This window comes from Pseudomonas sp. 14P_8.1_Bac3 (assembly GCF_025466085.1).
Classification (GTDB): Bacteria; Pseudomonadota; Gammaproteobacteria; order Pseudomonadales; family Pseudomonadaceae; genus Aquipseudomonas.
On sequence record NZ_JANLOD010000051.1, the window covers coordinates 45,657 to 72,091 of the forward strand.

Annotated in this window: 26 protein-coding genes and 1 tRNA gene; 8 read left to right on the forward strand and 19 right to left on the reverse strand. The window is 60.4% G+C overall.

Annotation, left to right across the window (positions count from 1 at the left end; translation table 11 throughout):
* Positions 1-202: 202 nt before the first annotated feature.
* Positions 203-1,108: a LysR substrate-binding domain-containing protein gene (locus NTD84_RS16590; RefSeq protein WP_262167473.1), complete on the forward strand. Its 906-nt coding sequence runs from the start codon at positions 203-205 to the stop codon at positions 1,106-1,108.
* Positions 1,109-1,148: 40 nt separating this feature from the next.
* On the opposite strand, the gene NTD84_RS16595 is transcribed toward NTD84_RS16590, so the two are convergent.
* Entirely contained in the window at positions 1,149-3,410 is a 2,262-nt protein-coding gene (locus tag NTD84_RS16595; protein WP_410017363.1) for a methyl-accepting chemotaxis protein, read from the reverse strand.
* Between the two features lie 156 nt (positions 3,411-3,566).
* Here NTD84_RS16595 and NTD84_RS16600 point away from each other — a divergent pair, with 156 nt between their 5' ends.
* Positions 3,567-4,784 (forward strand): MFS transporter, encoded by a 1,218-nt coding sequence (locus NTD84_RS16600; RefSeq protein WP_262167475.1) that lies wholly within the window; start codon positions 3,567-3,569, stop codon positions 4,782-4,784.
* Positions 4,785-4,960: 176 nt separating this feature from the next.
* Here NTD84_RS16600 and ychF read toward each other — a convergent pair whose 3' ends face one another.
* The 8 genes from ychF to NTD84_RS16640 form a co-directional block, all read right to left on the reverse strand.
* On the reverse strand, positions 4,961-6,061 hold the full coding sequence (gene ychF, locus NTD84_RS16605) for a redox-regulated ATPase YchF (protein ID WP_008011955.1): 1,101 nt from the start codon (positions 6,059-6,061) through the stop codon (positions 4,961-4,963).
* 22 nt (positions 6,062-6,083) lie between these two features.
* Positions 6,084-6,668 carry an aminoacyl-tRNA hydrolase gene (pth, locus tag NTD84_RS16610; RefSeq protein WP_095169011.1) on the reverse strand — a complete coding sequence of 195 codons (585 nt, stop codon included), beginning with the start codon at positions 6,666-6,668 and terminating at the stop codon, positions 6,084-6,086.
* A 170-nt stretch (positions 6,669-6,838) separates the two neighbouring features.
* The gene (locus NTD84_RS16615) at positions 6,839-7,441 is read right to left on the reverse strand and encodes a 50S ribosomal protein L25/general stress protein Ctc (RefSeq protein ID WP_131059496.1); all 603 of its coding nucleotides are present in this window, start codon (positions 7,439-7,441) and stop codon (positions 6,839-6,841) included.
* 141 nt (positions 7,442-7,582) lie between these two features.
* A complete protein-coding gene (locus NTD84_RS16620; RefSeq protein WP_003208392.1) occupies positions 7,583-8,524 on the reverse strand; it encodes a ribose-phosphate pyrophosphokinase in 942 nt (313 codons plus the stop codon).
* Positions 8,525-8,571: 47 nt separating this feature from the next.
* Positions 8,572-8,646 (reverse strand) — tRNA-Gln (locus NTD84_RS16625).
* 36 nt (positions 8,647-8,682) lie between these two features.
* Positions 8,683-9,534, reverse strand: coding sequence for a 4-(cytidine 5'-diphospho)-2-C-methyl-D-erythritol kinase (gene ispE / locus NTD84_RS16630; protein WP_262167476.1), 852 nt, complete (start codon positions 9,532-9,534; stop codon positions 8,683-8,685).
* Positions 9,535-9,536: 2 nt separating this feature from the next.
* Positions 9,537-10,154 carry a lipoprotein insertase outer membrane protein LolB gene (lolB, locus tag NTD84_RS16635; RefSeq protein WP_262167478.1) on the reverse strand — a complete coding sequence of 206 codons (618 nt, stop codon included), beginning with the start codon at positions 10,152-10,154 and terminating at the stop codon, positions 9,537-9,539.
* Between the two features lie 4 nt (positions 10,155-10,158).
* Positions 10,159-11,883, reverse strand: coding sequence for a tetratricopeptide repeat protein (locus tag NTD84_RS16640; RefSeq protein ID WP_262167479.1), 1,725 nt, complete (start codon positions 11,881-11,883; stop codon positions 10,159-10,161).
* Positions 11,884-12,195: 312 nt separating this feature from the next.
* Between NTD84_RS16640 and hemA the strand changes: the two genes are divergently transcribed.
* The 6 genes from hemA to NTD84_RS16670 all read left to right on the forward strand — a co-directional run bounded on the left by hemA (position 12,196) and on the right by NTD84_RS16670 (position 17,557).
* On the forward strand, positions 12,196-13,485 hold the full coding sequence (gene hemA / locus NTD84_RS16645) for a glutamyl-tRNA reductase (RefSeq protein WP_262167480.1): 1,290 nt from the start codon (positions 12,196-12,198) through the stop codon (positions 13,483-13,485).
* Positions 13,482-14,561: a peptide chain release factor 1 gene (prfA, locus tag NTD84_RS16650; RefSeq protein WP_262167481.1), complete on the forward strand. Its 1,080-nt coding sequence runs from the start codon at positions 13,482-13,484 to the stop codon at positions 14,559-14,561. Before hemA ends, prfA begins: the two co-directional genes overlap by 4 nt.
* A complete protein-coding gene (gene prmC / locus NTD84_RS16655) occupies positions 14,558-15,388 on the forward strand; it encodes a peptide chain release factor N(5)-glutamine methyltransferase (protein WP_262167482.1) in 831 nt (276 codons plus the stop codon). The genes prfA and prmC overlap by 4 nt, the downstream gene beginning before the upstream one ends.
* The gene (locus NTD84_RS16660) at positions 15,382-16,137 is read left to right on the forward strand and encodes a molybdopterin-synthase adenylyltransferase MoeB (protein ID WP_262167483.1); all 756 of its coding nucleotides are present in this window, start codon (positions 15,382-15,384) and stop codon (positions 16,135-16,137) included. The genes prmC and NTD84_RS16660 overlap by 7 nt, the downstream gene beginning before the upstream one ends.
* A complete protein-coding gene (gene murI, locus NTD84_RS16665) occupies positions 16,130-16,921 on the forward strand; it encodes a glutamate racemase (protein ID WP_262167484.1) in 792 nt (263 codons plus the stop codon). The genes NTD84_RS16660 and murI overlap by 8 nt, the downstream gene beginning before the upstream one ends.
* Positions 16,922-17,038: 117 nt before the next feature.
* The gene (locus NTD84_RS16670; protein WP_262167486.1) at positions 17,039-17,557 is read left to right on the forward strand and encodes an acyloxyacyl hydrolase; all 519 of its coding nucleotides are present in this window, start codon (positions 17,039-17,041) and stop codon (positions 17,555-17,557) included.
* 130 nt (positions 17,558-17,687) lie between these two features.
* Here NTD84_RS16670 and NTD84_RS16675 read toward each other — a convergent pair whose 3' ends face one another.
* From NTD84_RS16675 to NTD84_RS16720, 10 genes are read right to left on the reverse strand one after another with little or no spacing between them, the layout of a single operon-like run.
* Positions 17,688-17,993, reverse strand: a complete 306-nt coding sequence (locus NTD84_RS16675) for a YkgJ family cysteine cluster protein (RefSeq protein ID WP_262167487.1) — start codon at positions 17,991-17,993, stop codon at positions 17,688-17,690.
* 53 nt (positions 17,994-18,046) lie between these two features.
* The gene (locus NTD84_RS16680) at positions 18,047-18,553 is read right to left on the reverse strand and encodes a DUF2878 domain-containing protein (RefSeq protein WP_262167489.1); all 507 of its coding nucleotides are present in this window, start codon (positions 18,551-18,553) and stop codon (positions 18,047-18,049) included.
* Positions 18,546-19,817 (reverse strand): SAM-dependent methyltransferase, encoded by a 1,272-nt coding sequence (locus NTD84_RS16685; RefSeq protein WP_262167490.1) that lies wholly within the window; start codon positions 19,815-19,817, stop codon positions 18,546-18,548. The genes NTD84_RS16680 and NTD84_RS16685 overlap by 8 nt, the downstream gene beginning before the upstream one ends.
* Positions 19,804-20,619 carry a DUF1365 domain-containing protein gene (locus NTD84_RS16690; RefSeq protein ID WP_262167492.1) on the reverse strand — a complete coding sequence of 272 codons (816 nt, stop codon included), beginning with the start codon at positions 20,617-20,619 and terminating at the stop codon, positions 19,804-19,806. The genes NTD84_RS16685 and NTD84_RS16690 overlap by 14 nt, the downstream gene beginning before the upstream one ends.
* Positions 20,616-21,863: an NAD(P)/FAD-dependent oxidoreductase gene (locus tag NTD84_RS16695; protein ID WP_262167493.1), complete on the reverse strand. Its 1,248-nt coding sequence runs from the start codon at positions 21,861-21,863 to the stop codon at positions 20,616-20,618. The genes NTD84_RS16690 and NTD84_RS16695 overlap by 4 nt, the downstream gene beginning before the upstream one ends.
* A complete protein-coding gene (locus NTD84_RS16700; protein ID WP_262167494.1) occupies positions 21,860-22,642 on the reverse strand; it encodes an SDR family NAD(P)-dependent oxidoreductase in 783 nt (260 codons plus the stop codon). Before NTD84_RS16700 ends, NTD84_RS16695 begins: the two co-directional genes overlap by 4 nt.
* Positions 22,639-23,061, reverse strand: coding sequence for a nuclear transport factor 2 family protein (locus NTD84_RS16705; RefSeq protein ID WP_262167495.1), 423 nt, complete (start codon positions 23,059-23,061; stop codon positions 22,639-22,641). Before NTD84_RS16705 ends, NTD84_RS16700 begins: the two co-directional genes overlap by 4 nt.
* Positions 23,054-24,499: a deoxyribodipyrimidine photo-lyase gene (phrB, locus tag NTD84_RS16710; protein ID WP_262167496.1), complete on the reverse strand. Its 1,446-nt coding sequence runs from the start codon at positions 24,497-24,499 to the stop codon at positions 23,054-23,056. Before phrB ends, NTD84_RS16705 begins: the two co-directional genes overlap by 8 nt.
* A gap of 20 nt (positions 24,500-24,519) precedes the next feature.
* Positions 24,520-25,461: a MerR family transcriptional regulator gene (locus NTD84_RS16715; RefSeq protein ID WP_262167498.1), complete on the reverse strand. Its 942-nt coding sequence runs from the start codon at positions 25,459-25,461 to the stop codon at positions 24,520-24,522.
* Entirely contained in the window at positions 25,461-26,420 is a 960-nt protein-coding gene (locus tag NTD84_RS16720; protein WP_262167500.1) for a YbgA family protein, read from the reverse strand. The genes NTD84_RS16715 and NTD84_RS16720 overlap by 1 nt, the downstream gene beginning before the upstream one ends.
* Positions 26,421-26,435 lie beyond the last annotated feature (15 nt).

A 26,435-nucleotide genomic window follows, 5' to 3' on the forward strand; every position in this document is an offset into this window, starting at 1 on the left:
CCTGCGGATACGCTGATTCAGCGGTGCCGTCGGGCCATGGATATTATTTTTCTGGGCAGGATCGAGATGTGTTTCAGGTGTAGTCAGCCAGCTGTTTTTTGTTGTGCTGTGCGTCGATTATCAGTGAGGGGTTGCGGGGGCGAAACTTCAATTTTAACATACGACCTGTTAAATAATTTAATAGCTAAAGGTGGCTGCGACCATGCCTGATCACCGATTACCGCCGCTGAACGCGGTGCGCGCCTTCGATGCGGCGGCCCGTCTTGGCAGTTACGTCGAGGCCTCGAAGGCGCTGCACGTGACCCAGCCGGCTATCGGTCGGCATGTGAAGTTGCTGGAGGAATGGCTGGGCATTCAACTGTTCGAGCGCACCTCCCGTGGCGTGACCCTGACGCCGGCCGGCGAGAAATATCACCGCAAGATTGCGGCGGCCTTGCAGCTGATTGTCGAGGCGGGGAAGGAGGCTCGGCCCAAGGACGCCGAGCGCTGGCTACGGATCATGGTGGTGCCGGGGTTCGCCAAGCGCTGGCTGATGCCGCGGATCGAAGTCATGCGCCATTTGCGCCCGGGATTGAAGTTCGCCATCGAGCCCAATTCCACGTTCACCGACGTCGATGGCAAGAGCGCCGATCTGGGGATCGTCTACGGCCTGGACGGGCAATACGCGCACTCCCGCGCAAGCCTGATCCGCCCGCGCGTGTTTCCGATCTGCACCCCGGATTATCTCGCCGGCATCGACCCCGTCGAGGGACCTGCCGACCTGGTGAAGCACAACCTGATCCACGTCGATGACGGCGAATGGTGGAACCTGTGGTTCGCCGCGCACGACCTGGATGTGCACCTCAACTCGGACATGCTCTACGTCAACAACGACCACGCGCTGTCGGTGGCCGAGAGCGGGCAGGGCATCGCGTTGGCCAACGAAGTGCTGGTGCGTGAAGAACTCAAGAGCGGGGCGCTGGTGCGGGTGCTCGACGCGGAGGTGAAACTGGAAAGCTATCGCGTGTTGACCCCATCCGCCGAACTCTCGGCGGATGTGTCGTGGTTTATCCAGTGGCTGAAGACCGAGCTGGAGCGGGATTTTCCGGAAGCTGTCATCACCCCCTGAGGTGAGGCCGTCTGTAGGCGCCGGCCCAATCAGTCCAGGGTTAGACCGTCAGGCGGAACCGTCCGGTGTTGTCGCTCAGGGCCTTGCTGCCCTGGCTCAACGTGTCCGCTGCCTTGTTCACCGCTCGCGCGCCTTCGAGCAAGCGTACCGCCGCCTGATCGACTTGCTGAATGTTACCGCTGACTTCGTCGGCGGTGGTGGCTTGTTCGTCGACCGCGGTGGCGATCTGCGCCAGGGTGTCGGTGACGCCCTGCACGGCGCTGGCAATTTCCCCCAGCCGTTCGCCGAGACCGGTGACCGCTTGCGCATCGGATTGCGCCTGGCCGCAAGCGGCTTCCATCAGGCTCACCGCTTCATTCACCGTGTTGCGCAGGCTGTCGACGGTTCCGGCGATCTGCGCGGTGGACGATTGGGTGCGTTGCGACAGGCTGCGCACTTCATCGGCGACCACCGCAAAACCACGACCCTGCTCACCCGCACGCGCGGCTTCGATGGCGGCGTTGAGCGCCAACAGGTTGGTCTGCTCGGCGACGCCACGAATGGTGTCGACCACCAGCTGAATCTGCTGCCCCTGTTCGCTGACCCGGCCGAGCGCCGCCGCGGTGTCGTTCAAACGCTGATTGAGCTGCTGAATGCTCGCGGTGGTGCGCTGGCTGTCTCGAGTGCTGTCGGCGGCGATGCGTTGGGTGCGCTGGGCGCTGTCGGAAGCTTGTTCGCAACTCTGGGCGACGCCTTGGGACGTGGCGGCGAGCTGCGTCGCCGCGGCGGCGATCTGACTGATCTGCAATTGCTGGGCTTCGACCTCGCCCAAGGCGCCGCTGGAATGGTGATTGAGTGCGCGCACCGCGTTGCTCAGTTCCAGGGTTTCGTGATCGACCCCCAGCAGGCTATTGCGCAACTGCACCACGGCGACGTTGAGCGCGGTGCTGATCGCCGCCAGTTCGTCACGACCTACAACCGGTACTTGCAGGCTGAGGTTGCCGTCGCGCAGGGCTTCGGCGAGCAGTGTGATTCCGCTGGCGCTGCGCCGGATCGAGGATTGCAGGCAGATGAACAGGTACAGCGCGGCCAGCAGCAGGCAACCGAAGATGGTCGCTACCACAATGAACTGGCGAATCGCCGAACCGTGGTAGTCATCCAGACGCTGATCCAGCGAGACCAGCGACTGCTGGCGCAACGACGCGAGGTCGGCAAGCAGCACGTCGAGGCTGCGCTCGAACTCCTCGGGCTTGAGTTTGATGCTGCCACCAAACACACCGTCATCAAGCACCTTCAGCTCGTCGTCGAGGTGTTTGAGGCTGGCATGGTATTGCCCGGCCCAGGTCTGCAAGGCGCTGGGCAATCGTGCTTCCAGCAGGCTGGCGGTTTTGACCAGCTGCTCACGGGCGTCGCCGATGCGGCCGCGCAGGTCGCGCAATTGCAGACGGCTTTGCAGGGTGAATTGCCCGGACACCACCGACGCCTGGCCGACGCTGGCCAGACGACCGACCCGCTCGATCAGGTCCGGCGCGTGCTGGGTCGCAATCTGCGTCAGCAGGTAGGTTTCCAGCCACGGCGCGAGCGTCAGGCGATTGTCCATGGCGATCTGTTCGCGCAAGGCTTGCAGGGCGCTCAAGGCATTGGTGAAGCGGTCGTAACCGTCCGGCCACCAGCCAACGCTGCCGAGGCTTTTCGAGTCGAGGCCGTTGAGCGCGGTTTGCAGGGCTTGATAGCGGGCCAGGGTTTCGCCCTCGGCGCCTTCGGTTTGCAGGGCATTGCCAAGGTCCGTGGTGGCCTGGGCGACCGCCGGTTGTACCGCATCGAACGCGGCCATCGACGCGAGGGTGGCTGGTGTCGGCTGGCGATTGGTTTCGGTGGCGCGCCAACGTGCAGCGCGGTCACGCTGGGCGGCGAGCAGGTTATCCAGCGCATCCAGGGCGAGCAATTGTCGGACCCCGGCGCGCTCGCCGGAAATCAGGCTCAGTTTGGCCCGGTACTCCTGGCCGATCATCAGCAGGCTGCCTGCGAGTGGCAGGATAAACAGCAGGAACAACAGCTGAAATTTGCGGGCGAAGCCGAAACGCCCCAGCAACCCGATCCCCGGTGATAAAAACGACATGCCCATGACTCCTCTGGACACCACGCACCATCGGCGTGCGTCGAAGTCATTGCGACCGCGACGTGTGCCCCTTTTAAAGGCCGCGAAAAGTCCGCCCTTGTCAGCTCTGTAGGCCGACTCTGTAGCGAAACTTCCCATTCTCGGCGCCCTTTGTAAGGGCGCCGCGTTGAAGCGATAAACAAGGCAAGATTCAGACCATGGCATTGCGCTATCAACGAGGCAGGCCTGTAGGAGCAAGCTCGCTCCTACAGGTTCGGGTTTTTAGTTGGTTAGCTGGCTAAGGGGATGGCGCTGCTGCACTGAAAAATGGCACATTGACGCACCTGCCCGTGTGCACCCATCTGCTGTACGGAAATTCCCATGGCTATCAGCAATGCCCAGACCGGCACCCCGCCGGCGTCCGCGTCCCCACAAAGCAGCCCGTTGGTCATGCGCATCATCGGCGCCGTGGCGCTGGCGCATCTGATCAACGACCTGATCCAGTCGGTGCTGCCGTCGATTTACCCGATGCTCAAAGCCAACTATGGCCTGACGTTCACCCAGGTCGGCCTGATCACTTTGACCTTCCAACTGACCGCCTCGCTATTGCAGCCGTGGGTCGGTTACCACACCGATCGTCATCCCAAACCCTGGCTGCTGCCGGCCGGAACGGTGTGTACCTTGATCGGCATTCTGATGATGTCGGTGGTGGGCACCTTTCCATTGATTCTGCTGGCGGCGGGGTTGATCGGCATCGGCTCATCGACCTTTCACCCGGAGGCTTCCCGCGTGGCGCGGCTGGCTTCGGGCGGGCGCTTCGGTCTGGCGCAATCGACCTTCCAGGTGGGCGGCAATGCCGGCTCCGCGTTCGGCCCGTTACTCGCGGCGGCGATCATCATTCCGTTCGGTCAGGGTCATGTGGCGTGGTTCGGGTTGTTCGCGGTATTTGCGTTGTTCGTGCTTTACCGCATCAGTCGCTGGTACGCCAATCACCTGAGCCTGTTCAAGCTCAAGCAAGGCCAGGCGGCGACCCACGGTTTGTCCAAGGGCCGGGTGATCAGTGCACTGGTGGTGCTCGGGTTGCTGGTGTTCTCCAAGTATTTCTACATGGCCAGCTTCACCAGCTACTTCACCTTCTACCTGATCGAAAAGTTCGACCTGTCGGTGGCCAGCTCGCAGCTGCATTTGTTCCTCTTCCTCGGGGCGGTGGCGGCGGGAACGTTCTTCGGCGGACCGATCGGCGACAAGATCGGGCGTAAGGCAGTGATCTGGTTTTCGATCCTCGGCGTGGCACCGTTCACCTTGATCCTGCCGCACGCCGACCTGTTCTGGACCAGCATTCTGAGCGTGGTGATCGGCTTCATCCTGGCCTCGGCGTTCTCGGCCATTGTGGTGTATGCGCAGGAACTGGTGCCGGGGAATGTAGGGATGATCGCCGGGGTGTTCTTCGGCCTGATGTTTGGTTTCGGCGGGATTGGCGCCGCGTTACTCGGGCACCTGGCGGACATCCACGGGATTGAGTACGTGTACTTCCTGTGCTCGTTCCTGCCGCTGTTCGGAGTGCTGGCGATTTTCCTGCCAAGAACCAAAAAGGCCTGATCGGCTCCCTGCCTGTAAAAAACTGTGGGAGCGAGCCTGCTCGCGATGACGGTGTGTCAGACACATCGTTGGTCAATGACACACCGTCATCGCGAGCAGGCTCGCTCCCACAGTGGATAAATCGCAGGTACAAAAAAGCCGCGTGTCGAACGCGGCTTTTTCATGCTCAGGGCGTTTTAAACGTTGAAGCGGAAGTGCATCACGTCGCCGTCTTTAACGATGTAGTCCTTGCCTTCCAGACGCCATTTCCCGGCTTCCTTGGTGCCGGCCTCGCCCTTGTACTGAATGAAGTCGTCATAGGCGATGACTTCGGCGCGGATAAAGCCTTTCTCGAAGTCGGTGTGGATCACGCCAGCGGCTTGTGGTGCGGTGGCCCCAACGCGGACGGTCCAGGCGCGGACTTCTTCGACACCGGCGGTGAAGTAGGTCTGTAAGTGCAGCATTTCGTAGCCAGCGCGGATCACCCGGTTCAGGCCAGGCTCTTCGAGGCCCAGGGCTTCGAGGAACATGTCTTTCTCTTCACCGTCTTCCAGTTCGGCGATCTCGGCTTCGATCTTGTTGCAGACCGGAACCACCATGGCGCCTTCTTCTTCGGCGATGGCTTTGACGATGTCCAGCAGCGGGTTGTTCTCGAAACCGTCTTCAGCAACGTTGGCGATGTACATGACCGGCTTGGTGGTCAGCAGATGGAAACCGCGAATCACCGCTTTGTCATCGGCGCCCATGTTCTTCATCAGGGTGCGCGCAGGCTTGCCGAGGGTGAAGTGCGCGATCAATTGTTCGAGCAGGCCTTTCTGGACCACGGCGTCCTTGTCACCACCCTTGGCGTTGCGGGCGACTTTCTGCAGTTGCTTCTCGCAGCTGTCGAGGTCGGCGAAGATCAGTTCCAAATCGATGATTTCGATGTCGCGTTTCGGGTCGACGCTGTTGGACACGTGAATCACGTTCTCGTCTTCGAAGCAGCGCACCACGTGGGCGATGGCATCGGTCTCGCGGATGTTGGCGAGGAACTTGTTGCCCAGGCCTTCACCTTTCGAGGCGCCGGCAACCAGGCCTGCGATGTCGACGAATTCCATGGTGGTCGGCAGGATGCGCTTTGGATTGACGATGGCCGCCAGGGCTTCCAGACGCGGATCCGGCATTGGCACGATACCGGTGTTCGGCTCGATGGTGCAGAAGGGGAAGTTCTCGGCCGCGATCCCGGATTTGGTCAGGGCGTTAAACAGGGTGGACTTGCCGACGTTAGGCAGGCCGACGATGCCGCAATTGAATCCCATGGTGTTTCCCCTCGGAGTAGAGTCAGGCCTTCTGGCTGTGCAGGTTTTTCATCGCGCGGTTCCATTCCCCGGCGAGGATATCCGGCAGCACGCCGAGGGCAAAGTCGATGCTGGCATCGAGTTTTTCCTGTTCGGCGCGTGGCGCACGACCCAGGACGAAATTTGAAACCATACTGGCTACGCCCGGGTGGCCAATGCCAAGCCGCAAGCGGTAGAAGGTATTCTGATTGCCCAGTTGCGCGATGATGTCGCGCAACCCGTTGTGACCGCCATGGCCGCCGCCCTGTTTGAGTTTGGCAACGCCCGGAGGCAGGTCGAGTTCGTCATGCGCCACCAGGATTTCTTCCGGCTTTATACGAAAGAAGCCGGCAAGTGCCGCGACGGCCTGGCCGCTGCGGTTCATGTACGTGGTGGGAATAAGCAGGCGAACATCCTGACCCTGATGCGAGTAGCGCCCGGTCAGGCCGAAATATTTGCGATCCGCCACAAGGTTCACGCCTTGTGCGTGCGCGATGCGCTCAACAAAAAGGGCCCCTGCGTTATGCCGGGTCTGTTCGTATTCAGCGCCTGGATTTCCCAGGCCAACGATCAGTTTGATGGCAGTCACGATAGGGGCCCTTCCTTGGAGTGGTGGTTAACATCGCCGCAATCAGGGTGTGCGGCGAAAGTGGACGACAAGTGCTCATTTACCATTATGTAAACTCCGCGTTCTCGCCCGCTTTCTCGCTACGTTCCAGTCCGCGATGTTACCTGGTCACTCCGGCATCACAGAGTGAATTACTCTGCTGCGCCTTCTTCAGTAGCTTCTGGAGCAACACGTGGAGCGTGGACGTTGGCAACAGCCTTGTCATCGCCGTGTGCCAGAGCAACAAACTCAACGCCTTTAGGGGCTTTGAGGTCGGACAGGTGAATGATCGAACCGATTTCGGCGTTAGCCAGGTCGACTTCGATGAACTCAGGCAGGTCCTTCGGCAGGCAGGTCACTTCGATTTCCGAAACAACGTGCGAAACTTCGCCGCCTTTCTTGATCGGAGCTTCTTCACCGACAAAGTGTACAGGCACGATAGCGGTCAGTTTCTGACCCGCTACAACGCGTACGAAGTCAGCGTGCAGCACGTGGCCTTTGGCCGGGTGACGCTGCAGAGCCTTGATGATTACGTTTTGCTTGGTGCCGCCAACGTTCAGCTCGATGATGTGGCTGTAAGCCGCTTCGTTTTCGAGCAGTTTGGCAACTTCTTTAGCCAGCATGCTGATGGATTCAGGGGCTTTTTCGCCACCGTAAACTACAGCTGGAACCAGGCTTGCGAGACGACGCAGGCGGCGGCTCGCACCTTTCCCCAGGTCGGAACGCACTTCAGCATTCAGAGTAAAATCGTTCATGTTGTATCTCCAAAATAACCACATTCGCCCCAGCGTTTGCGACCAGCGCTAAAGGCGATATGGGCAAAAAAGCCCCGCCCCGACAGGAATGCCGGGGCGGGGCGCTTTTCGTCAACGAGATGTTCGAGAAGGGCAGGGCCCTTAACGGAACATCGCGCTGATCGATTCTTCATTGCTGATGCGGCGAACCGCTTCGGCAACCACCGGCGCGATATCCAGTTGACGGATACGCGAGCAGGCTTGAGCAGCTGCGGACAACGGGATGGTGTTAGTGACCACCAGTTCGTCCAGCATGGAATTTTCAATGTTTTCGATCGCCCGACCGGACAGCACAGGGTGTGTGCAGTAGGCGAAAACCTTGGCAGCGCCATGCTCTTTCAGGGCCTTGGCCGCGTGGCACAGGGTGCCGGCGGTATCGACCATGTCATCGACCAGAATACAGGTACGCCCTTCGACATCACCGATGATATGCATCACTTCAGAGTGATTGGCTTTCTCACGGCGTTTGTCGATGATCCCGAGATCGACGCCCAGGGATTTGGCAACGGCACGTGCACGCACGACGCCGCCAATGTCCGGGGATACGATCATCAGGTTTTCGAAGCGCTGATCTTCAATGTCATCCACCAATACCGGGGAGCCGTAGATGTTATCTACCGGAATATCGAAGAAGCCCTGGATCTGGTCAGCATGCAGATCAACCGTGAGAACACGGTCGATGCCGACTACGGTGAGCATGTCAGCAACGACTTTCGCGCTGATAGCCACACGTGCGGAACGCGGACGGCGATCCTGACGGGCATAACCAAAGTAAGGAATAACAGCAGTGATACGAGTAGCCGAGGAGCGGCGGAAGGCATCAGCCATCACTACCAGTTCCATCAGGTTATCGTTGGTCGGAGCGCAAGTCGGCTGAATAATGAAGACATCTTTACCGCGGACGTTTTCATTGATCTCGGCAGTAATTTCACCGTCGGAGAACTTACCGACAGAGATGTCACCGAGAGGGATATGCAGCTGACGTACGACACGCCGAGCCAGATCGGGGTTAGCGTTCCCCGTAAAGACCATCATCTTGGACACGCGCAGTACCTGAAGGCTGAGGGTATACCTGGATGAGTATAGGAAAATGGCAGGGGCGGCTGGATTCGAACCAACGCATGGCAGGATCAAAACCTGCTGCCTTACCGCTTGGCGACGCCCCTGTATCTGTTGCAACGAATACCCAGTATTCGGTTCCTTTAGAGCAGACTTTGCAGCTTGCGATGCAACATCGAAACGTTGCTTCCTTTTGCTACAAACCCTGTAAGGGTCTCTGTAAGAAGGGCCGAGACTTTATCAGCTTCAGCTTTGCTTGGGAAGCCCCCAAACACACAACTTCCAGTTCCGGTGAGTTTTGCTTCGGTAAATTTACCTAACAAATTCAATGCGTTACGAACATCTGGATAACGCCTTGCTACCACCGGTAAGCAGTCATTTCGACTGTTTCCCTTGGGAACGGGGCGCACTTTAATGGGAGGAGAGTTACGTGTCAACAGCGGATCTGAAAAAATTTCTGCTGTACTTACAGATACTTGCGGAACAAGCACGAGATACCACGGTTCTTCGGGTTCTACGGGGGTGAGTTTCTCTCCCACACCCTCGGCGAAAGCCGCGTGGCCACGCACGAAAACCGGGACGTCGGCGCCCAGCGTCAGGCCTAGCCCGGCCAGTTGGTCCTCATCCCAGCCCAGTTGCCAAAGGTGATTCAGACCGAGCAATGTCGTCGCGGCATTTGAGCTGCCGCCGCCGATGCCGCCGCCCATGGGCAGGATTTTTTCGATCCAGATGTCGATGCCGAGCGAACAACCGGATTGCTCCTGAAGTTTTTTCGCCGCGCGAACAATCAGATTGTGGTCGTGGGGCACGCCCTCGAATTCGGTGTGCAGTTGAATCACGCCGTCGTCGCGCACGGCGAAAGTGATTTCATCGCCGTAGTCGAGAAACTGAAAAATCGTCTGCAGCTCGTGATAACCGTCTTCACGACGACCGAGAATGTGCAGCATCAGATTAAGTTTGGCCGGGGAGGGCAGCGTCAAGCGTGGGGTAGTCATGATCATTGCCCCAGTTTGCGCGGTTGCCATTCCTTGATCACCAGCGTGACGTCAAGGTCGGCGCCGTGCAGCTTGATCCGCTCGGGAAGCCAGAAGCCGTTTTGTTCGGCATAACTCAGGTATTCGACTTGCCAGCCATCCTGATCGAGATTGGCCAGGCGGCTGTCGCCGTCCAGCGTCAGGCGACTCTTGCTGTCCGGCGCCGGAAGCCCGCGGACCCACCAGGCCAGGTGCGATACCGGCAGCTTCCAGCCCAGCTGTTCTTCGAGCAGTTGCTCCGGTGTCGTTGCTTCGTAGCGTCCCTGGTTAGCCACTTCCAGCGAGACCTTGCCCGGGCGACCGGTCAGGCGTGCGGCGCCGCGACCCAGCGGCCCGGAAAGGCGGATGTCGTAGTAATCCTGTCGTTGCAGCCAGAACAAGGTGCCGCTGCCCGAATCCTTCGGTGCGCGAATGCCGATCTTGCCGTTGATCTGCCAGCCATCAAGGCCGGTCAGTTGCTGTTTGTGCTCGCGCCATTGGGCCGGGTCGCCCTGGCCCTGAACCGATTCGCGAGCGCCGAAGCCCGCGCAACCGGCGAGCAGGGCGATGAAACTGAACACGATGAAGTGGCGCAAAAACATAATCTTAAAGAGTCTCTGATCCGGTCAGGCGTTTGATGGTGCCGCGCAGGAGTGGGCTGTCGGGTTGATCCTTGAGGAACTTGCCCCAGATTTGCCTGGCTTCCCGTTGCTTGCCGTTGGCCCACAGGACTTCACCAAGGTGAGCGGCGACTTCCTGGTCGGGGAAGCGATCCAGCGCCTTACGCAGCAGGCGTTCGGCTTCGTCGAGGTTGCCCATGCGGTAATTGACCCAGCCGAGGCTGTCGAGTACCGCCGGATCTTCCGGATTGATCTGGTGCGCCTGTTCGATCAGGGCCTTGGCTTCGGCATACCGCGTCGTGCGATCGGAAAGGGTGTAGCCGAGGGCGTTGAGCGCCATCGCATTGTCCGGGTCGCGCTTGATGATCAGGCGCAGGTCTTTTTCCATCTGTGCCAGGTCGTTGCGTTTTTCCGCCTGCATGGCGCGGGTATACAACAGATTCAGATCGTCCGGGTATTGCTGCAAGGCTTTTTGCAGAACACCCCAGGCCTTGTCCTCCTGTTTATTCGCGGACAGGGTTTCGGCTTCGATCAAATACAGCTGGATCGCGTAGTCGGGCTGTTCATCGCGCTGGGTCGCCAGGCGACTTTGTGCTTCGGCCGTCTTGCCGTTGTTCATCAGGATATCGGCCTGACGCAATTGCGCCGGCAGGAAATCGTTGCCCGGCCCGACCTGGGCATATTCGATCAATGCGCCCTGGGGATCGTTGCGCTCTTCAGCGATGCGCCCGAGATTCAGGTGTGCCGAATCGACATGGCTTTCCCGTGCGATCAGGTCTTCAAGATAGCCCTTGGCCTCGTCCCAGGCCTTGGCTTCCAGGCACACCAGCGCCAGGGAATAACGCAGCTCGTCGTCTTCGGGGTACTGCTGAACCAGGCTGGAGAACTCGGCTTTGGCGTCGTCCATGCGGTCCTGTTCGACCAGCGTGCGCGCGTAGGTCAGGCGCAGCCGTTTGTCGTCCGGGTATTTTTTGATGCTTTTTTGCAGCAGCGGCAAGGCTTCATCGCCGCGGTTGAGGGTTTGCAGCAGGCGTGCGCGCAGCAGGATCGGCGCGATTTCGCCTTCGTCCGGCGGATTGTCTTCCAGCAGGGTCAACGCGCCTTTACTGTCGCCGTCCTGTTGCATCAACAAGGCCTTGCCGAAAATCAGCTGGCTGTTGTTCGGATGACGCTGCAACAAGCGGTCAAAACTTTTCATCAGGCCGTTGCGGGTTTCCTGATCGGTATCGGCCGCGGACAGGGCGAGGAAGTCGAAATGCGTGTCGCCCTTGCCTTGCAGAACTTTCTCCATATAGACCATGGAGTCGTCATAGCGACCGGCGCGCGCCAGTTGCACGGCGGCAGCCCGTTGCGCCTCGAGGTCGTCCGGCGCGTTTTTCGCCCAGATCAGTGCCGTGTCCAGCGCGGCCTGATCGGCGCCCAGGTATTCGGCGATGCGGAATGCCCGCTCGGAGATGCCTGGGTCCTGGGTGTTGATGGCCTGGGTCACGTAGTTGTCCAGGGCAATGTCGAAACGATTGCGCTGGCCAGCCAGTTCGGCGCTCAACAGGCTGAAGACGGTTTCTTCGCTGAATGAGCTGTAGACCTTGGGCTTTTCAGGGGCCGGAGTGCTGTCTTCGACCGGCGGCGTACCGTCCGACGAAACGGGTGCCATGGCCTGGCAGCCGCTGAGGAAGACAAAAGCGAGGAGCAACGCGGAAGATCTATTCATATAGGAAGAGGACGACTAACCTGCGGTCGGATCATCATGACACAAGCCTTCGGTCAAACATAACCGCCCGGCCATTTTCCCTTCGACGCCGCTCGATGCAGGAGCTGGCTCGCCAGCGATGGACTGACCAGCACCGCAACCTTGAGCATAAACACCTCATCGTTAACGACCATGGCCGGCAAGGCAGCGGTGTAAACGAGAACCGCTCGCAAGCCAGGGCGTCATCTACCAGGGCGATAGACATCGAGTGGTTGTTCTGAGTCAGACGAAGTAGGACAATTGCCGGCTTCACGTCACCATCAGCGACCTTGAATGGCCTTCCTTGCACTCGGTATTAACCACAAGACTGCTTCAGTAGACGTCCGCGAGCGCGTGGCCTTTACCCCTGAGCAGCTGGTTGAGGCCTTGCAGCAGCTCTGCCGACTCACCGACAGCCGCGAAGCTGCGATCCTCTCCACCTGCAATCGCAGTGAACTCTATATAGAACAGGATCACCTTTCGGCTGACATCGTGCTGCGCTGGCTGGCCGATTATCACCATTTGAGCCTCGACGAACTGCGCGCGAGCAGTTATGTGCACGAAGATGATGCGGCAGTTCGTCACATGATGCGGGTCGCTTCCGGGCTCGACTCGCTGGTACTGGGCGAACCGCAGATCCTCGGCCAGATGAAATCGGCCTACGCGGTGGCGCGTGAAGCCGGCACCATCGGCCCGCTGCTCGGGCGTCTGTTCCAGGCGACGTTCAACGCCGCCAAGCAGGTGCGTACCGACACCGCGATTGGCGAAAACCCGGTGTCCGTGGCGTTTGCCGCGGTCAGCCTGGCGAAACAGATTTTCAGCGACTTGCAGCGCAGCCAGGCCTTGTTGATCGGCGCTGGCGAAACCATCACCCTGGTCGCCCGCCATCTGCACGAGTTGGGCGTGAAACGCATCGTCGTCGCCAACCGCACGCTGGAACGCGCGAGCATGCTCGCCGAGCAGTTCGGTGCCCATGCCGTGTTGCTGTCGGACATCCCCGCCGAACTGGTGCGCAGCGACATCGTCATCAGTTCCACCGCCAGCCAGTTGCCGATCCTCGGCAAGGGCGCGGTGGAAAGTGCCTTGAAGCTGCGCAAGCACAAGCCGATCTTCATGGTGGACATCGCCGTTCCACGGGATATCGAGCCCGAGGTCGGCGAGCTGGACGACGTTTACCTCTACAGCGTCGACGATCTCCACGAAGTGGTCGCCGAGAACCTCAAGAGCCGCCAGGGCGCTGCCCAAGCGGCGGAGGAGATGGTCTCGGTCGGCGCCGAGGACTTCATGGTCCGCCTGCGCGAACTGGCGGCGGTGGATGTGCTCAAGGCCTATCGTCAACAAAGCGAGCGCATGCGTGACGAAGAATTGCAGAAGGCCCAGCGGATGCTGGCCAACGGCAGCAGCGCCGAAGACGTGCTGGCGCAACTGGCGCGCGGCCTGACCAATAAACTCTTGCACGCGCCCAGCGTTCAATTGAAAAAGCTCTCTGCCGAAGGTCGCCTCGACGCACTGGCCATGGCCCAGGAACTCTTTGCCCTCGGTGAGGGCTCATCGGATAGCTTTTCGGATAAAAAACCGCAATGAAAGCGTCACTGCTCAATAAGCTGGACATCCTCCAGGATCGTTTCGAGGAATTGACCGCCTTGCTTGGCGACGGCGAGGTCATTTCCGATCAGAACAAATTCCGCGCCTACTCCAAGGAGTACGCGGAAGTCGAGCCGATCGTCGACACCTATAAACAGTTGCTCAAGGTGCAAAGCGACCTCGAAGGCGCCCAGGCCCTGCTCAAGGACAGCGACCCGGACATGCGCGAAATGGCCGTGGAAGAAGTCCGCGAAGCCAAGGAGCAACTGATCGAAATCGAAGCCAGCCTGCAACGGCTGTTGCTGCCGAAGGACCCGAATGACGGGCGCAACGTGTTTCTGGAAATCCGCGCCGGCACCGGTGGCGACGAGGCGGCGATCTTCTCCGGCGACCTGTTCCGCATGTATTCGCGCTACGCCGAGCGTCGCGGCTGGCGAGTGGAAATCCTCTCGGAGAACATCGGCGAGCACGGCGGCTATAAAGAAGTCATCGCCCGGGTCGAGGGCGACAACGTCTACGGCAAGCTCAAATTCGAATCCGGCGCGCACCGCGTGCAACGGGTTCCGGCCACGGAATCCCAGGGCCGCATCCACACCTCGGCCTGCACCGTGGCGGTATTGCCCGAGCCGGACGAGCAGGAAGCGATCGAGATCAACCCCGCAGATTTGCGCATCGACACCTATCGTTCATCCGGTGCGGGTGGTCAGCACGTCAACAAGACCGACTCGGCAATCCGCATCACGCACTTGCCGTCCGGTATCGTCGTCGAGTGCCAGGAAGAACGCTCGCAGCACAAGAACCGCGCGCGGGCGATGTCCTGGCTGTCGGCCAAGCTCAACGACCAGCAAACCAGTGCTGCGGCCAATGCCATCGCCAGCGAGCGTAAGTTGCTGGTGGGGTCGGGTGATCGCTCCGAGCGCATCCGCACCTACAACTTTGCCCAGGGTCGGGTCACCGATCACCGGGTCAACCTGACCCTGTATTCCCTCGACGAAATCCTCGCCGGCGGTGTCGATGCCGTGATCGAGCCGTTGCTGGCCGAATATCAAGCTGACCAACTGGCGGCCATCGAATGACGATCATTGCCAGTGTTTTGCGCGCCGCTGATTTGCCCGACTCGCCGACGGCGCGCCTGGACGCCGAATTGCTGCTGGCCGCGGCATTGGGCAAGTCCCGCAGTTTCCTGCACACCTGGCCGGAGCGCATTGTCCCGAGCGACGCCGCACTGAAGTTCGGCGAGTACCTGCAACGCCGTCGTGGCGGTGAACCGGTGGCCTATATTCTCGGCCAGCAAGGTTTCTGGAAGCTCGACCTGGAAGTTGCGCCGCACACGCTGATCCCGCGCCCGGACACGGAATTGCTGGTGGAAGCCGCGCTGGAATTATTGCCAGCCACGCCGGCGAAGGTCCTCGATCTCGGCACCGGCAGCGGCGCTATCGCCCTGGCCCTGGCCAGCGAGCGCCCGGCGTGGAACGTGACAGCGGTGGATCGCGTGATCGAAGCCGTGGCCCTGGCCGAGCGCAATCGCCAACGCCTGCACCTGCATAACGCCAGCGTGCTGAACAGCCACTGGTTCAGCGCACTGGAAGGTCAGCGTTTTCAGTTGATCATCAGCAACCCGCCTTACATTGCATCGGCCGATCCGCATCTGGCGGAAGGCGATGTGCGCTTCGAGCCGGTCAGCGCGCTGGTGGCCGGTGTCGATGGGCTTGACGATTTGCGCCTGATCGTCGCCCAGGCCCCGGATCACCTTGAAGCGGGCGGCTGGCTGATGCTGGAACACGGTTACGACCAGGCCGCGGCCGTGCGCGATTTGCTGCAGGCCCGCGGCTTTGATGACGTCCACAGTCGCACCGATCTGGGCGGCCACCAACGGATCAGCCTGGGGCGCCTGCCGTGCTGAGTGATCAGGAATTATTGCGCTACAGTCGGCAGATTCTGTTGCAGCACGTCGACATCGACGGTCAGTTGCGACTCAAAGACAGCCGCGTGCTGATCGTCGGCCTCGGCGGGCTCGGTTCACCGGTTGCGCTGTATCTCGCTGCCGCAGGTGTGGGCGAGTTGCATCTGGCGGACTTCGACACCGTCGACCTGACCAACCTGCAACGTCAGATCGTCCACGACACCGACAGCGTTGGCCTGGGCAAAGTCGATTCGGCGATTCGTCGTCTGAGCGCAATCAATCCTGATATCCAATTGATCGCCCATCGCACCGCGCTGGATGAAGATTCCCTGGCCGCTGCAGTGGCGGCGGTGGACCTGGTCCTCGACTGCTCGGACAATTTCTCCACCCGTGAAGCGGTCAACGCCGCGTGCGTAGCCGCCGTTAAACCGCTGGTCAGCGGCGCGGCGATTCGCCTCGAAGGGCAATTGTCGGTGTTCGACCCGCGTCGCCCGGAAAGCCCCTGTTACCACTGTTTATACGGGCACGGCAGTGAAGCCGAACTGACGTGCAGTGAGGCCGGCGTGATCGGGCCGCTGGTGGGATTGGTCGGCAGCCTTCAGGCACTGGAAGCGATGAAAGTGCTGGTGGGCTTCGGCGAGCCGCTGGTGGGGCGCTTGTTGTTGATCGACGCCCTGGGCTCGCGCTTTCGTGAACTGCGGGTCAAGCGCGATCCGGGTTGCAGCGTGTGTGGGTCGAAACATGCGTGAAGCGCCGATTGGCGTATTCGACTCCGGCGTGGGTGGGCTGTCGGTGCTGGCCGAGATCCAGCGATTGTTGCCCAACGAAACGCTGTTGTACGTCGCCGACTGCGGCCATGTTCCCTACGGCGAGAAAACTCCGGAATTCATTCGGGATCGTTGCAGCGTGATGGCCGGATTTTTCCAGCTGCAGGGCGCCAAGGCACTCGTGCTGGCCTGCAACACGGCGACGGTGGCGGGTGTCGCTGACTTGCGTCGTGATTATCCGCAATGGCCCATCGTTGGCATGGAGCCGGCCGTCAAGCCGGCTGCGGCCGCCACCCGCAGCGGCGTCGTTGGTGTGCTCGCCACCACCGGCACCTTGCAGAGTGCCAGGTTCGCCGCGCTGCTCGATCGTTTCGCCACCGATGTGCGGGTCATCACTCAACCATGCCCCGGGCTGGTGGAGCTGATCGAGAATGGCGATTTGCACAGTCCCGTGCTGCGCGAGTTACTGGCCAGCTACGTCCGGCCGCTGCTCGCCGCCGGTTGCGACACGATAATTCTCGGCTGCACGCATTACCCCTTCCTAAAGCCGTTGCTTAAGCAGATGATCCCGGAGGACATCAGCCTGATCGACACCGGCGCCGCGGTAGCACGACAATTGCAACGTCTGTTGGCCGAGCGCGAATTGCTCGCTGATGGTCCCCCTCGTCCCGCGCGATTCTGGACGAGTGCCGATCCGGATCATTTCAAAAATGTGTTGCCCGTCCTATGGAATTCGACGGGTATTGTGCAAAGCTTCAACTTGTAAAAAAAATGTGAAATTGGGGATTTAACGCTGAACTTCTGAATCAGCGCTGACTTCTATAGCTTTGACGGTTGAGCTTCAAAAAAAACTTAACGAAATGATCGGAAAAGGATGTTTCTAGTGAAGAGACTATTCTGCTTGGCTGCGATTGCGGCCGCACTACTGGGGCACAGTTTTACCGCACAGGCGGCAGGCGTGGAGTTCGGGGTCGGTCAGACCAGCGATTCGACCATGACCTATCGGCTGGGCATGCAATTCGACTGGGACAAGAGCTGGTTGCAAAGTGACGTCGGTCGACTGACCGGTTACTGGAGTGGTGCCTACACCTATTGGGAAGGCGACAAGACCTCCAGCAACAACAGCCTGTCGTTCTCGCCGGTGTTCGTTTATGAGTTTGCCGGTCAGAACATCAAGCCCTATGTCGAAGCGGGGATTGGCGTAGCGTTTTTCTCTAACACTAAACTTGAAGACAACAACATCGGCCAGTCCTTTCAGTTCGAGGACCGTATTGGTTTTGGTCTGCGCTTCGCCGGCGGACATGAAGTCGGCATTCGCGCGACGCACTATTCCAATGCCGGTCTGAGCAGTAACAACGACGGTGTGGAGAGTTACGCGCTGCACTACACGATGCCGTTGTAAGAACGCTGCAAGAACCCTGTGGGAGCGGGCTTGCTCGCGAAGGCGGACGGTCATTCAACATCGGCGTTGAGTGTTCAGCCGCTTTCGCGAGCAAGCCCGCTCCCACATTGGTATTTGGGTAGCCCAAAGATCAGCGATACGCCGTGCTGATCCCCTGGCGCTCTTCAATGCACTCCGGCGCCCCCATCTCGAATTCCCGGCAGATCAGCGGGCGTTGCTCGTAGATCGTGCACAGCATGCTGTTACGATCCAGCGCGGCGCACCAGCCGTCGTCCAGCCGCAGCATGACTTCCCCACCCCAATCATCGGTATCGATAAAGCGTTCGGGCACGCCCGTGTCGGTGATCAGCATGACTTCGAGCTGGCAACAGCAAGCTGCGCAGGTCGAGCAAGTGACCGCCGGCTCGGCGATTTGCGTGTGGGGAATGGTTTTCATGGCGCGCAGTGTAGGCCAGTCGGCGCTTGCCGTGTGAAAGGTCTGACAGACGTTCAGCGGCGAGGGGTGGGCGTCGCCAGTCGCTGGGCCATGAAGTGCAGCGTGGGAAACAGCAGGGTCCAGAGTAAGCCAATCCCAATCAGCGTCGGCCACTGGCCGTAGGGAAATTGCACCCCGGCCAATTGTCCTCCGGCGTAATACGACAAGGGACCGCCGATGGCGCCGAGCAGGCTGCCCAGCCACCAGGGATGGGCGGTCCATTGCAGGCAATGGCGCAACGTCGTCGCCAACAGCGCCCACAACACCATCAGCCACAGTGGAATCAACGGTGCGACATCGTTGAAGTCGAACACCCCCAGCCAGCGCAATGAACTGTCGACCGTGGTGCCCAGCAGCACCACGCTAAGGATCAGTCGGCCTTCATCCGCCCAGCGACTTATCCACAGCAGGTGAATCACCAGTGCGCCCAACGCCACCAGCAGCCACAGACTGTTACCGCCGATGACGCAGGCAAACCAGCCGAGCTGGAACAGTGCGGCGTTGGCCAGGCGTTCAAGCATCGAAACGGCCGAGCAGCGGCGCGGTGATTGCTGCCGGTTTCGCCAGCAGCAACTGCGCGGTGCCGATGGTGCGCTCCAGGAACCCGCCTTCGCAGTAGCACAGGTAAAACTCCCACAGCCGGAGGAAATAGTCGTCGTAGCCCAGTTCACTCAAGCGACCCTGGGCACGACGAAAATTCTCATGCCACAGGCGCAAGGTTCGCGCGTAGTGCAGGCCGAAATCCTCCATGTGCAGCAGGTTCATGTCGGTGTCGCGGCTGACGATTTCCAGCATTTTCTGCACGCAGGGCAGGGCGCCGCCGGGAAAGATGTAGCGCTGGATGAAATCGACGCTGCGCTTGGCCTGCTCGTAACGCTGTTCGCGGATAGTGATGGCCTGCAACAGCATCAGGCCGTTGCTCTTGAGCAACTGCGCGCACTGCTTGAAATAGGTTGGCAGGAAACGATGACCCACGGCTTCGATCATCTCGATCGATACCAGTTTGTCGTACTGGCCGGTGAGGTCGCGGTAATCCTTGAGCAGCAGCGTCACCTGGTCTTGCAGTCCGAGGGCTTCGATCCGTTGCTCGGTGTACGCGTACTGTTCCCTGGAGAGCGTGGTGGTGGTGACTTTGCAGCCATAATGCTGCGCCGCGTAGAGCGCCATGCTGCCCCAGCCCGTGCCGATTTCCAGCAGGTGGTCGCTGGGTTTCAGGTCGAGTTTCTGGCAGATCCGCGCCAGTTTGTTCAACTGCGCCTGCTCGAGACTGTCCTCGGCGCTCAGGAATTGCGCGGCCGAATACATCATGGTCGGGTCGAGGAACTGTTCAAACAGGTCATTGCCCAGGTCGTAGTGGGCGGCGATATTTTTCTGTGAGCCTTTGCGCGTATTGCGGTTGAGCCAGTGTAGGCCCTGAACCAATGGCCGACCGAGTCTGGCCAGGCCACCTTCCAGTGCATCCAGTACGTCGAGGTTGCTGACGAACACCCGGACCACCGCCGTCAGGTCCGGTGAACTCCAGTAGCCGTGGATAAACGCCTCGCCCGCGCCAATCGAACCGTTGCTCGCCACCAATCCCCAGGCGGCGGCGTCGAGGATATGGATTTCCCCCAGCAAATGGTCGCCAACGGTACCGAAAACATGTCGCTCGCCGTCTTCGACGACCACCAATTGGCCGTGTTTGAGGTGCGCGAGTTGGCGCAGCACACCGCGGCGCAGCAGTGACCCGCTCAGGCCGTTGGTGCTGAACAGGGTGGCTTTGGCCGAAACACTAGAGGATTTCATGGCGGCGATCCTTGGGTGGAACGATGGCGGTCTGGAAGCTGCCATCGGCAGCCTGATGAGCAAAGATCGGTACGCGCTTGAGCAGCAGGCGCAGGGCTTGCCAGTAAATCGCCAGGCCCGTTTTCGCGGTCATCCATGGAAAGCGCCGCAAGTAACGATGCAGACTGGTGCGGTCCAGCGCTTCGCGTTTCAGGTTCAGCGTGGCGTCGAACAGCTTCAGCTCGCCCTGCCAGTCGGCCATGTGCACACCGAGCTTGTTTGCGACCGGACTGAAGCTCATCCGATGTTCGAGATCGCGGGGCAGAAACGGCGACACGTGGAACGCCTTGGCCACAGCGAAATGCTGGTGGAAGTCGCGCAGATTCTCCGGCGCCTTGGCCGGTAATACGTAGTGATAGCGCTCACGCCAGGGCGTGTTGGTGACCTCGGCCAGAATCGCCGCCAATTGCCCATCAGCTTCGTAGCAGTAGAAAAAACTCACCGGGTTGAACGCCAGGCCCCAACTGCGAGGCTGGGTCAGCAGGCAGATCGAACCTTGCGGTGCATGGCCAATGGCTTGGCACACCTGTTCGCGCACGGCATCGATCAGGCGCATGCCGGTACTGGTGAAGGTCTTGAGGTAATCGCCTTCGCGGAACGCAAACGGCGAGAAACGGCCATGGCCCGACAGCGGCGACAACCCGAGCACGGCGTCCTGTTCGTCGAGATCGAGATAAAGCAGGCCGATCCGATAACGGAATTCATGCTGCTTGGGGGCGAACCGCCGATGGCTGATCCAGCCACTGTAGAGGGCGCTGTTCACAATGTTTCCCCAAACGATTGAGCCACGCGCAGTGCGCTGACCACGCCATCTTCATGAAAACCGTTGGCCCAGTAGGCGCCGCAATAAAAGGTGTGTTGCGCGCCGTTCAATTCCTCCCAGCGTGCCTGCGCGGCCACCGCCGTCAGGCTGTATTGCGGATGGGCGTAGGTGAATTTGCGCAGCACTTTCGACGGGCTGATGCCGGCGCTCTGGTTGAGGCTGACGCAGAACGTGGTGTCGCTCTGCAGGCCTTGCAGAATGTTCATGTCGTAGGTCACCGCGGCGCGCGTATTGCCGGCGGCGCCGAGGCGGTAATTCCAGCTGGCCCAGGCCAGTGTTCGCGAAGGCAGCAGGCGCGTGTCGGTGTGCAGCACCACTTCGTTGTCGGCGTAGGGCAGGGCGGCGAGGATCGATTGTTCGGCGGCGCTCGGGTCGGCCAGCAGCTTCAGCGCCTGATCGCTGTGGCAGGCAAATATCACTTTGTCGAAGCGTTCACGGCCGGCGGCGCTGTGGATGACCACGCCATCCTTCTCGCGCTCGACCCGCATCACGGGGCAATCAAGGCGGATCCTCTCTTTGAAGCTCGCCGTCAGCGGTGCGATGTAGGCACCGGACCCCCCCTCGATCACGCACCATTGCGGCCGATTGCTCACCGACAACAAACCGTGGTTCTTGAAGAAGCGCACGAAGAACTGCAGCGGGAAACCGAGCATGTCGGCCATGGACATCGACCAGATTGCCGCGCCCATCGGCACGATGTAATGCAGGATGAACCGTTCGCCGTAACCGCCGGCCTTCAAGTAGTCGTCCAGGGTCATGTCGGCGGCAATCCGCCCTTCGGACAGGTCAAGCGGCGCCTCTTTGTTGAAGCGCAGAATGTCCCGCAACATGCCCCAGAACCCCGGTGACAACAGATTGCGGCGCTGGGCGAACAGACTGTTGAGATTGTTGCCGTTGTACTCGACGCCGCTGTCCGGGTCGGTGACCGAGAAGCTCATTTCAGTCGGCTTGAAGCCCACGCCAATCTGGCCCAGCAGGCGAATGAAGTTCGGGTAGGTCCAGTCGTTGAACACAATGAACCCGGTGTCCACGGTGTATCGCCGGCCGTCGACGGTCACGTCCACGGTATGGGTGTGGCCACCGACGCGATCGTCGGCCTCGAACAGGGTGATCTCATGGTGTCGATTCAGCAGGTAAGCGCTGGTCAGCCCCGAGATCCCGCTGCCAATGATGGCGATGTTCACTGTCGATCCTTGATCGGTGGGCTGCTGCGCGACATGCGTTTACCGATGGCGAGCTTCACCCGGTTGGGCATTTTCGACAGCGGCCAGAGTGCGGCCATGAACAGCGCCGGGAACGCGATCTCCAGTGGGCGATCTTTCAATTTGGCAAAGATGTGTCGCGCGGCTTTGCCCACCGGCCAGCTGAGCGGCATCGGGAAATCGTTTTTCGCGGTCAGCGGCGTGTCGACGAATCCGGGGCTGACCACGGTGACCTCGATGCCTTCCGGCGCCAGGTCGATGCGCAGGGATTCGAACAGGTAACGCAGCCCGGCTTTCGAGGCGCCATAGGCTTCGGCGCGAGGCAGCGGTATATAGGTTACCGAACTGGCCACGCCCACCAGATGCGGCGCCAGACCTTTGCGTAACAGCGGCAGGGCGGCTTCGATGCAATAACTGCTGGCCAACAGATTGGTGCGTACCACGTGCTCGACGATCGATGCGTCGAACTGCTGGGCGTCAACGTATTCGCAGGTCCCGGCGTTGAGAATCACCGTGTCCAGCGAGCCCCAGAGGTCCGCGATTTGCTCGCCGATTTCGCGCACGGTCTGGCTGTTGGTCAGGTCGCCGTCCACCACCAGCACTTGCCCGGGATAGCGTTGCGACAAGACTTTCAGCGGTGCCACCGAACGCGCGCTGACGGCCAGATGGGCACCGGTTTTCAATATTTCTTCAGCCAGTGCGGCGCCAATGCCGCTGCTGGCGCCGGTCAACCAATATCGTCGTGGAGGTGTAAAACTCATCCCATTCTCCTTTTCAACCAGGCAATCGCCCGGCCCAACACAGGTAGATGTTCATAAAGCAGTGCCCCGGCATCGAAGTAATCCCGGTGGCGATAAACCTTGTCGCCCCAGCGCAGGTGCGAGCAGCCGTCGACCCGAATCAACCGGCCACCGGCCAGGCGCGGGTGGCGATAGCTCATGACCCAGCGCAGATAACCTTCGCCTTCAGCGATCTGGTCGAAACCATGAAAGTCGAAGCGCAGTTCGCTGACATTGGCGTAGAGCTCTGCGAAGTAACGGCGCAAATGCCCGAGGCCTTGCACGTCGTGAAGCGGATCGGTGAAGTGCACGTCGGTGCTGTACAGCTCGTCCAGGCGCTGGAGGTTGTCTTTGTTGAGGTCGGCAAACTGCCGGGCAAAGCTGCGCAGAAAGTCACTCATAGGCACCCCCGGCGTTTTGACGCGATGGCAGGTTTTTGAACGCGGCCAACGCACGTGCGCGGGATGTACTCAGATTGACGATTGGCGATGGGTAATCCGCAACCCCGAACAGACCGCCAAGGTTTGCCGGGTTGTGCACGTCCTTCTTGTTCAGCCCCGCCAGCTCCGGCAGCCAGTGCTTGATGAACAGGCCTTCGCTGTCGAATTTTTCCGACTGGCTGAGCGGGTTGAAAATGCGAAAGTAGGGTGCCGAATCGGTGCCGGTGGACGAACTCCACTGCCAGCCACCGTTGTTCGCCGCGAGATCGCCGTCGATCAGGTGGCGCATGAAAAACCGTTCGCCTTCGCGCCAGTCGATCAGCAGGTTCTTGGTCAGGAACATCGCCACCACCATGCGCAGGCGGTTGTGCATCCAGCCGGTTTCGAGCAATTGGCGCATCGCCGCGTCGATGATCGGCAAACCGGTGCGGGCTTGCTGCCAAGCGAGCAATTCTTCGGGTGCATCGCGCCAGGCCAGCGCTTCGGTCTCCGGGCGGAAGGCGCGGTGACGCGAGACCCGCGGGTAGCCCACCAGAATGTGTTTGTAGAACTCGCGCCACAGCAGTTCGTTGATCCAGGTGACGGCGCCGACCTTGCCGCTTTCGAACTCGCCCTGATTGCTTTGCAGCGCCGTGTGCAGGCATTGGCGCGGGGAAATCACCCCGGCGGCGATGTAGGCCGAAAGCTGGCTGGTGCCGGGTTTGGCCGGGAAGTCGCGTTCGTTTTTGTAGTAGTCGATCTGGGCGTCGGCGAAGGTCTCGAGGCGACGTCGGGCTTCGGCTTCACCGGCAGGCCAGAGGGCGCGCAGGGTTTCGCTGGGTGTGTCGAAGCCTTCAATGCTTGAGGGTATTTTGTCGCTGGCGATGTGCAGGCGCGATTGCGCGATTGGCGCGTTGACCAGGCTCGGCAAGGAACGGTGCAGACGCTCGTAACAGACCTTGCGGAACTGGCTGAAGACCTGGAAATACGTGCCGGTTTTGGTCAGCACCGTGCCGGGCTTGAACAGCAACTGGTCGAGGTAGCTGTGGAAGGTGATGCCGTTGCTGTCCAGCAGCTCGGCCACCGCAGCATCACGGCGACTTTCGTGAATGCCATATTCCTCGTTGACGTGCACCGCGCTGATCTTCAATTGCAGGCAGAGATCGAGCAGCACCTTCGGCGCCTCATCCCAGTGAGACGCGGTGCGGATCAGCAGGGGGATGTTCAGCTCGCCCAGTGCCTGGCTTAATTCGCCCAGGTTGCGCAGCCAGAAATCCACTTTGCACGGTGCGTCGTCATGCTGCCGCCATTGCTGCGGGCTCAGCAGATACACCACCACGCTCGGGCCACGGGCCGCGGCAGCCGAGAGGGCGGTGTTGTCATGTAGGCGCAGGTCGCTGCGCAGCCAGATCAATTGCATAGTGTTATGTGCGCCCATCATTAAACCAACCCGCGCTGAACCAGGCCCTGATGCGCCGACAAAGGATCTTCGGCCAGGAACAGATCAGCGATCTCTGAAGTTTTTACGGACAACTCGGCGTGGTGGATGCATACCGTTGGTCCGGCGATCATTTTTGGGCAGCGGACGCCATTCAACAGTTTTGGCAGCTGCGAAAGGTTCATGGCCTTGCTGGAATACAGCAGAACGCCACGGGGTTGCAGGTGATCGACCGCCAATGCGAGTTCGCCCGGCGGCAGCGGCCAGTCGAACACTTCCACGGGGCAATCGGCGCTACTGACCAGCCACGCGGTCAGCCACAGATGAGGTTCCAGCGGCAGGTCCGAGTGATTGATCAGCAGCAGCGGTGCGGCGCGCAATTGACGGTTGTTATGGTAGATGCGGGCGCCGAATTTGCTGCGAAGCCAGGAGTGAAAAAACACCCGCTCCATCTGCGCGCCGAATTGGCCTTGCCAGCGTTGTTCCAGTTCAGCCAGTAACGGCATCAGCAGCAGTTCGCACAACGTACGCGGCGGGTACAGCGCGATCGCCTGGTTGACGGTGTCGTCAAGGGCGCGCTCATTAAGCTGCGTGACGGCTTGCAACAAGGTGCTGCGCAACACTTGCCAGTCGTTCTCCACCGATTCTGTGAATGCCTGGGGCGTGTCGAGCAGCTGCTTGACCTGGCTGACGGCCACGCCGCGATTGAGCCAGGTCAGAATCGTCAGGATGCGTTGCACATGTTCGGCGCTGAACAGGCGATGCCCTTTCGGTGTGCGCTGCGGCACGATCAGGCCATAACGTCGTTCCCAGGCACGCAAGGTGACTGCGTTGACGCCGGTCTGCCGAGCGACTTCGCGAATCGGCAGCCAGCCTTCGTCGAGGGCCTTTTTGAAGTCGGCGCCGAGGTCTTCGCCAGCGCTGCTGTCGATGGAGTTCTTCATTAGATCGCGTTTCGCAGGCTGAGGTTTTCCGGGTGCGGTTGCAGGTAAACCTGTTGCGCAATGTATGGGTCCGGGTGTTGGCGAAAGTAGTGTTTGAGCAGCGTCAGCGGCACTACCAACGGCACGATGCCGTGTCGGTACTGGCCGATGACGTGCTGCACTTCCTGTTTGTCTTCAGCGCTGATGACTTGCTTGAGATAGCCACTGAGGTGTTGCAGGACGTTGGTGTGGGTGCGGCGCGTGGCGCACTTTTTCAGCGCCGCCATCAATTCGCTGAAATAGCGTGGGCCGAGCTCTTTCGGATCGCTACGGCCCATGTTGCCCAGCAGATTGCCCAGGGTTTTGTAATGCACCGGGTGGTGGGCCATCAGCAGGTATTTGTAGCGCGAGTGGAAATCGATGAGGCCGCGACGGGTCAGGCCTTCTTGCAGCAATTGCTGCCAGGCGCTGTAGGCAAACACGCGGGTGAGGAAATTTTCCCGCAGCACCGGATCGTTGAGCCGGCCGTCTTCTTCCACCGGCAGGTCCGGATGCCGGGCACAGAAGGCCTGGGCATAGATCCCCCGACCACCACCGTCCACCGGTGATCCGTTGGCGTGGTAGACCTTGACCCGATCCAGACCGCACGACGGTGACTTCTGCATGAAGATGTACCCGCAGATATCGCCCAGCTCGGCAGCCATTTTCTCGCCGTAATCAGCCAGCGGCCGGGTGACATTCAGTTCGGGGTCCACGGTACCGACGGCTTCGGGATGCGCCGCGTCGCCTACCAAGCGGATCGGCTGCCGAGGAATGCCGAGACCGATCGCGACCTCCGGACACACCGGGACGAACTCGAAATATTCAGCAAGGGTGTGGCTGCACAGTCGCGATTCCTTGTGCCCGCCGTTGAAGCGCACCTCGGCACCCATCAGGCAGGCGCTGATGGCGATTTTCGGTTTCACGCTGGCGTGGGGCATCGGAGCACCTCGAAT

Coding starts and splice junctions, on each gene's coding strand:
- lolB (WP_262167478.1), bottom strand. CDS start 10,154: ATGTTTTTGCGCCACTTCATCGTGTTCAGTTTCATCGCCCTGCTCGCC.
- prfA (WP_262167481.1), top strand. CDS start 13,482: ATGAAAGCGTCACTGCTCAATAAGCTGGACATCCTCCAGGATCGTTTC.
- NTD84_RS16680 (WP_262167489.1), bottom strand. CDS start 18,553: ATGCTTGAACGCCTGGCCAACGCCGCACTGTTCCAGCTCGGCTGGTTT.
- NTD84_RS16600 (WP_262167475.1), top strand. CDS start 3,567: ATGGCTATCAGCAATGCCCAGACCGGCACCCCGCCGGCGTCCGCGTCC.
- hemA (WP_262167480.1), top strand. CDS start 12,196: ATGGCCTTCCTTGCACTCGGTATTAACCACAAGACTGCTTCAGTAGAC.
- NTD84_RS16675 (WP_262167487.1), bottom strand. CDS start 17,993: ATGAAAACCATTCCCCACACGCAAATCGCCGAGCCGGCGGTCACTTGC.
- ychF (WP_008011955.1), bottom strand. CDS start 6,061: ATGGGATTCAATTGCGGCATCGTCGGCCTGCCTAACGTCGGCAAGTCC.
- NTD84_RS16705 (WP_262167495.1), bottom strand. CDS start 23,061: ATGAGTGACTTTCTGCGCAGCTTTGCCCGGCAGTTTGCCGACCTCAAC.
- NTD84_RS16615 (WP_131059496.1), bottom strand. CDS start 7,441: ATGAACGATTTTACTCTGAATGCTGAAGTGCGTTCCGACCTGGGGAAA.
- murI (WP_262167484.1), top strand. CDS start 16,130: ATGCGTGAAGCGCCGATTGGCGTATTCGACTCCGGCGTGGGTGGGCTG.
- NTD84_RS16715 (WP_262167498.1), bottom strand. CDS start 25,461: ATGAAGAACTCCATCGACAGCAGCGCTGGCGAAGACCTCGGCGCCGAC.
- phrB (WP_262167496.1), bottom strand. CDS start 24,499: ATGCAATTGATCTGGCTGCGCAGCGACCTGCGCCTACATGACAACACC.
- ispE (WP_262167476.1), bottom strand. CDS start 9,534: ATGACTACCCCACGCTTGACGCTGCCCTCCCCGGCCAAACTTAATCTG.
- NTD84_RS16640 (WP_262167479.1), bottom strand. CDS start 11,883: ATGAATAGATCTTCCGCGTTGCTCCTCGCTTTTGTCTTCCTCAGCGGC.
- NTD84_RS16685 (WP_262167490.1), bottom strand. CDS start 19,817: ATGAAATCCTCTAGTGTTTCGGCCAAAGCCACCCTGTTCAGCACCAAC.
- NTD84_RS16720 (WP_262167500.1), bottom strand. CDS start 26,420: ATGCCCCACGCCAGCGTGAAACCGAAAATCGCCATCAGCGCCTGCCTG.
- NTD84_RS16590 (WP_262167473.1), top strand. CDS start 203: ATGCCTGATCACCGATTACCGCCGCTGAACGCGGTGCGCGCCTTCGAT.
- NTD84_RS16700 (WP_262167494.1), bottom strand. CDS start 22,642: ATGAGTTTTACACCTCCACGACGATATTGGTTGACCGGCGCCAGCAGC.
- NTD84_RS16595 (WP_410017363.1), bottom strand. CDS start 3,410: ATGCCATGGTCTGAATCTTGCCTTGTTTATCGCTTCAACGCGGCGCCC.
- prmC (WP_262167482.1), top strand. CDS start 14,558: ATGACGATCATTGCCAGTGTTTTGCGCGCCGCTGATTTGCCCGACTCG.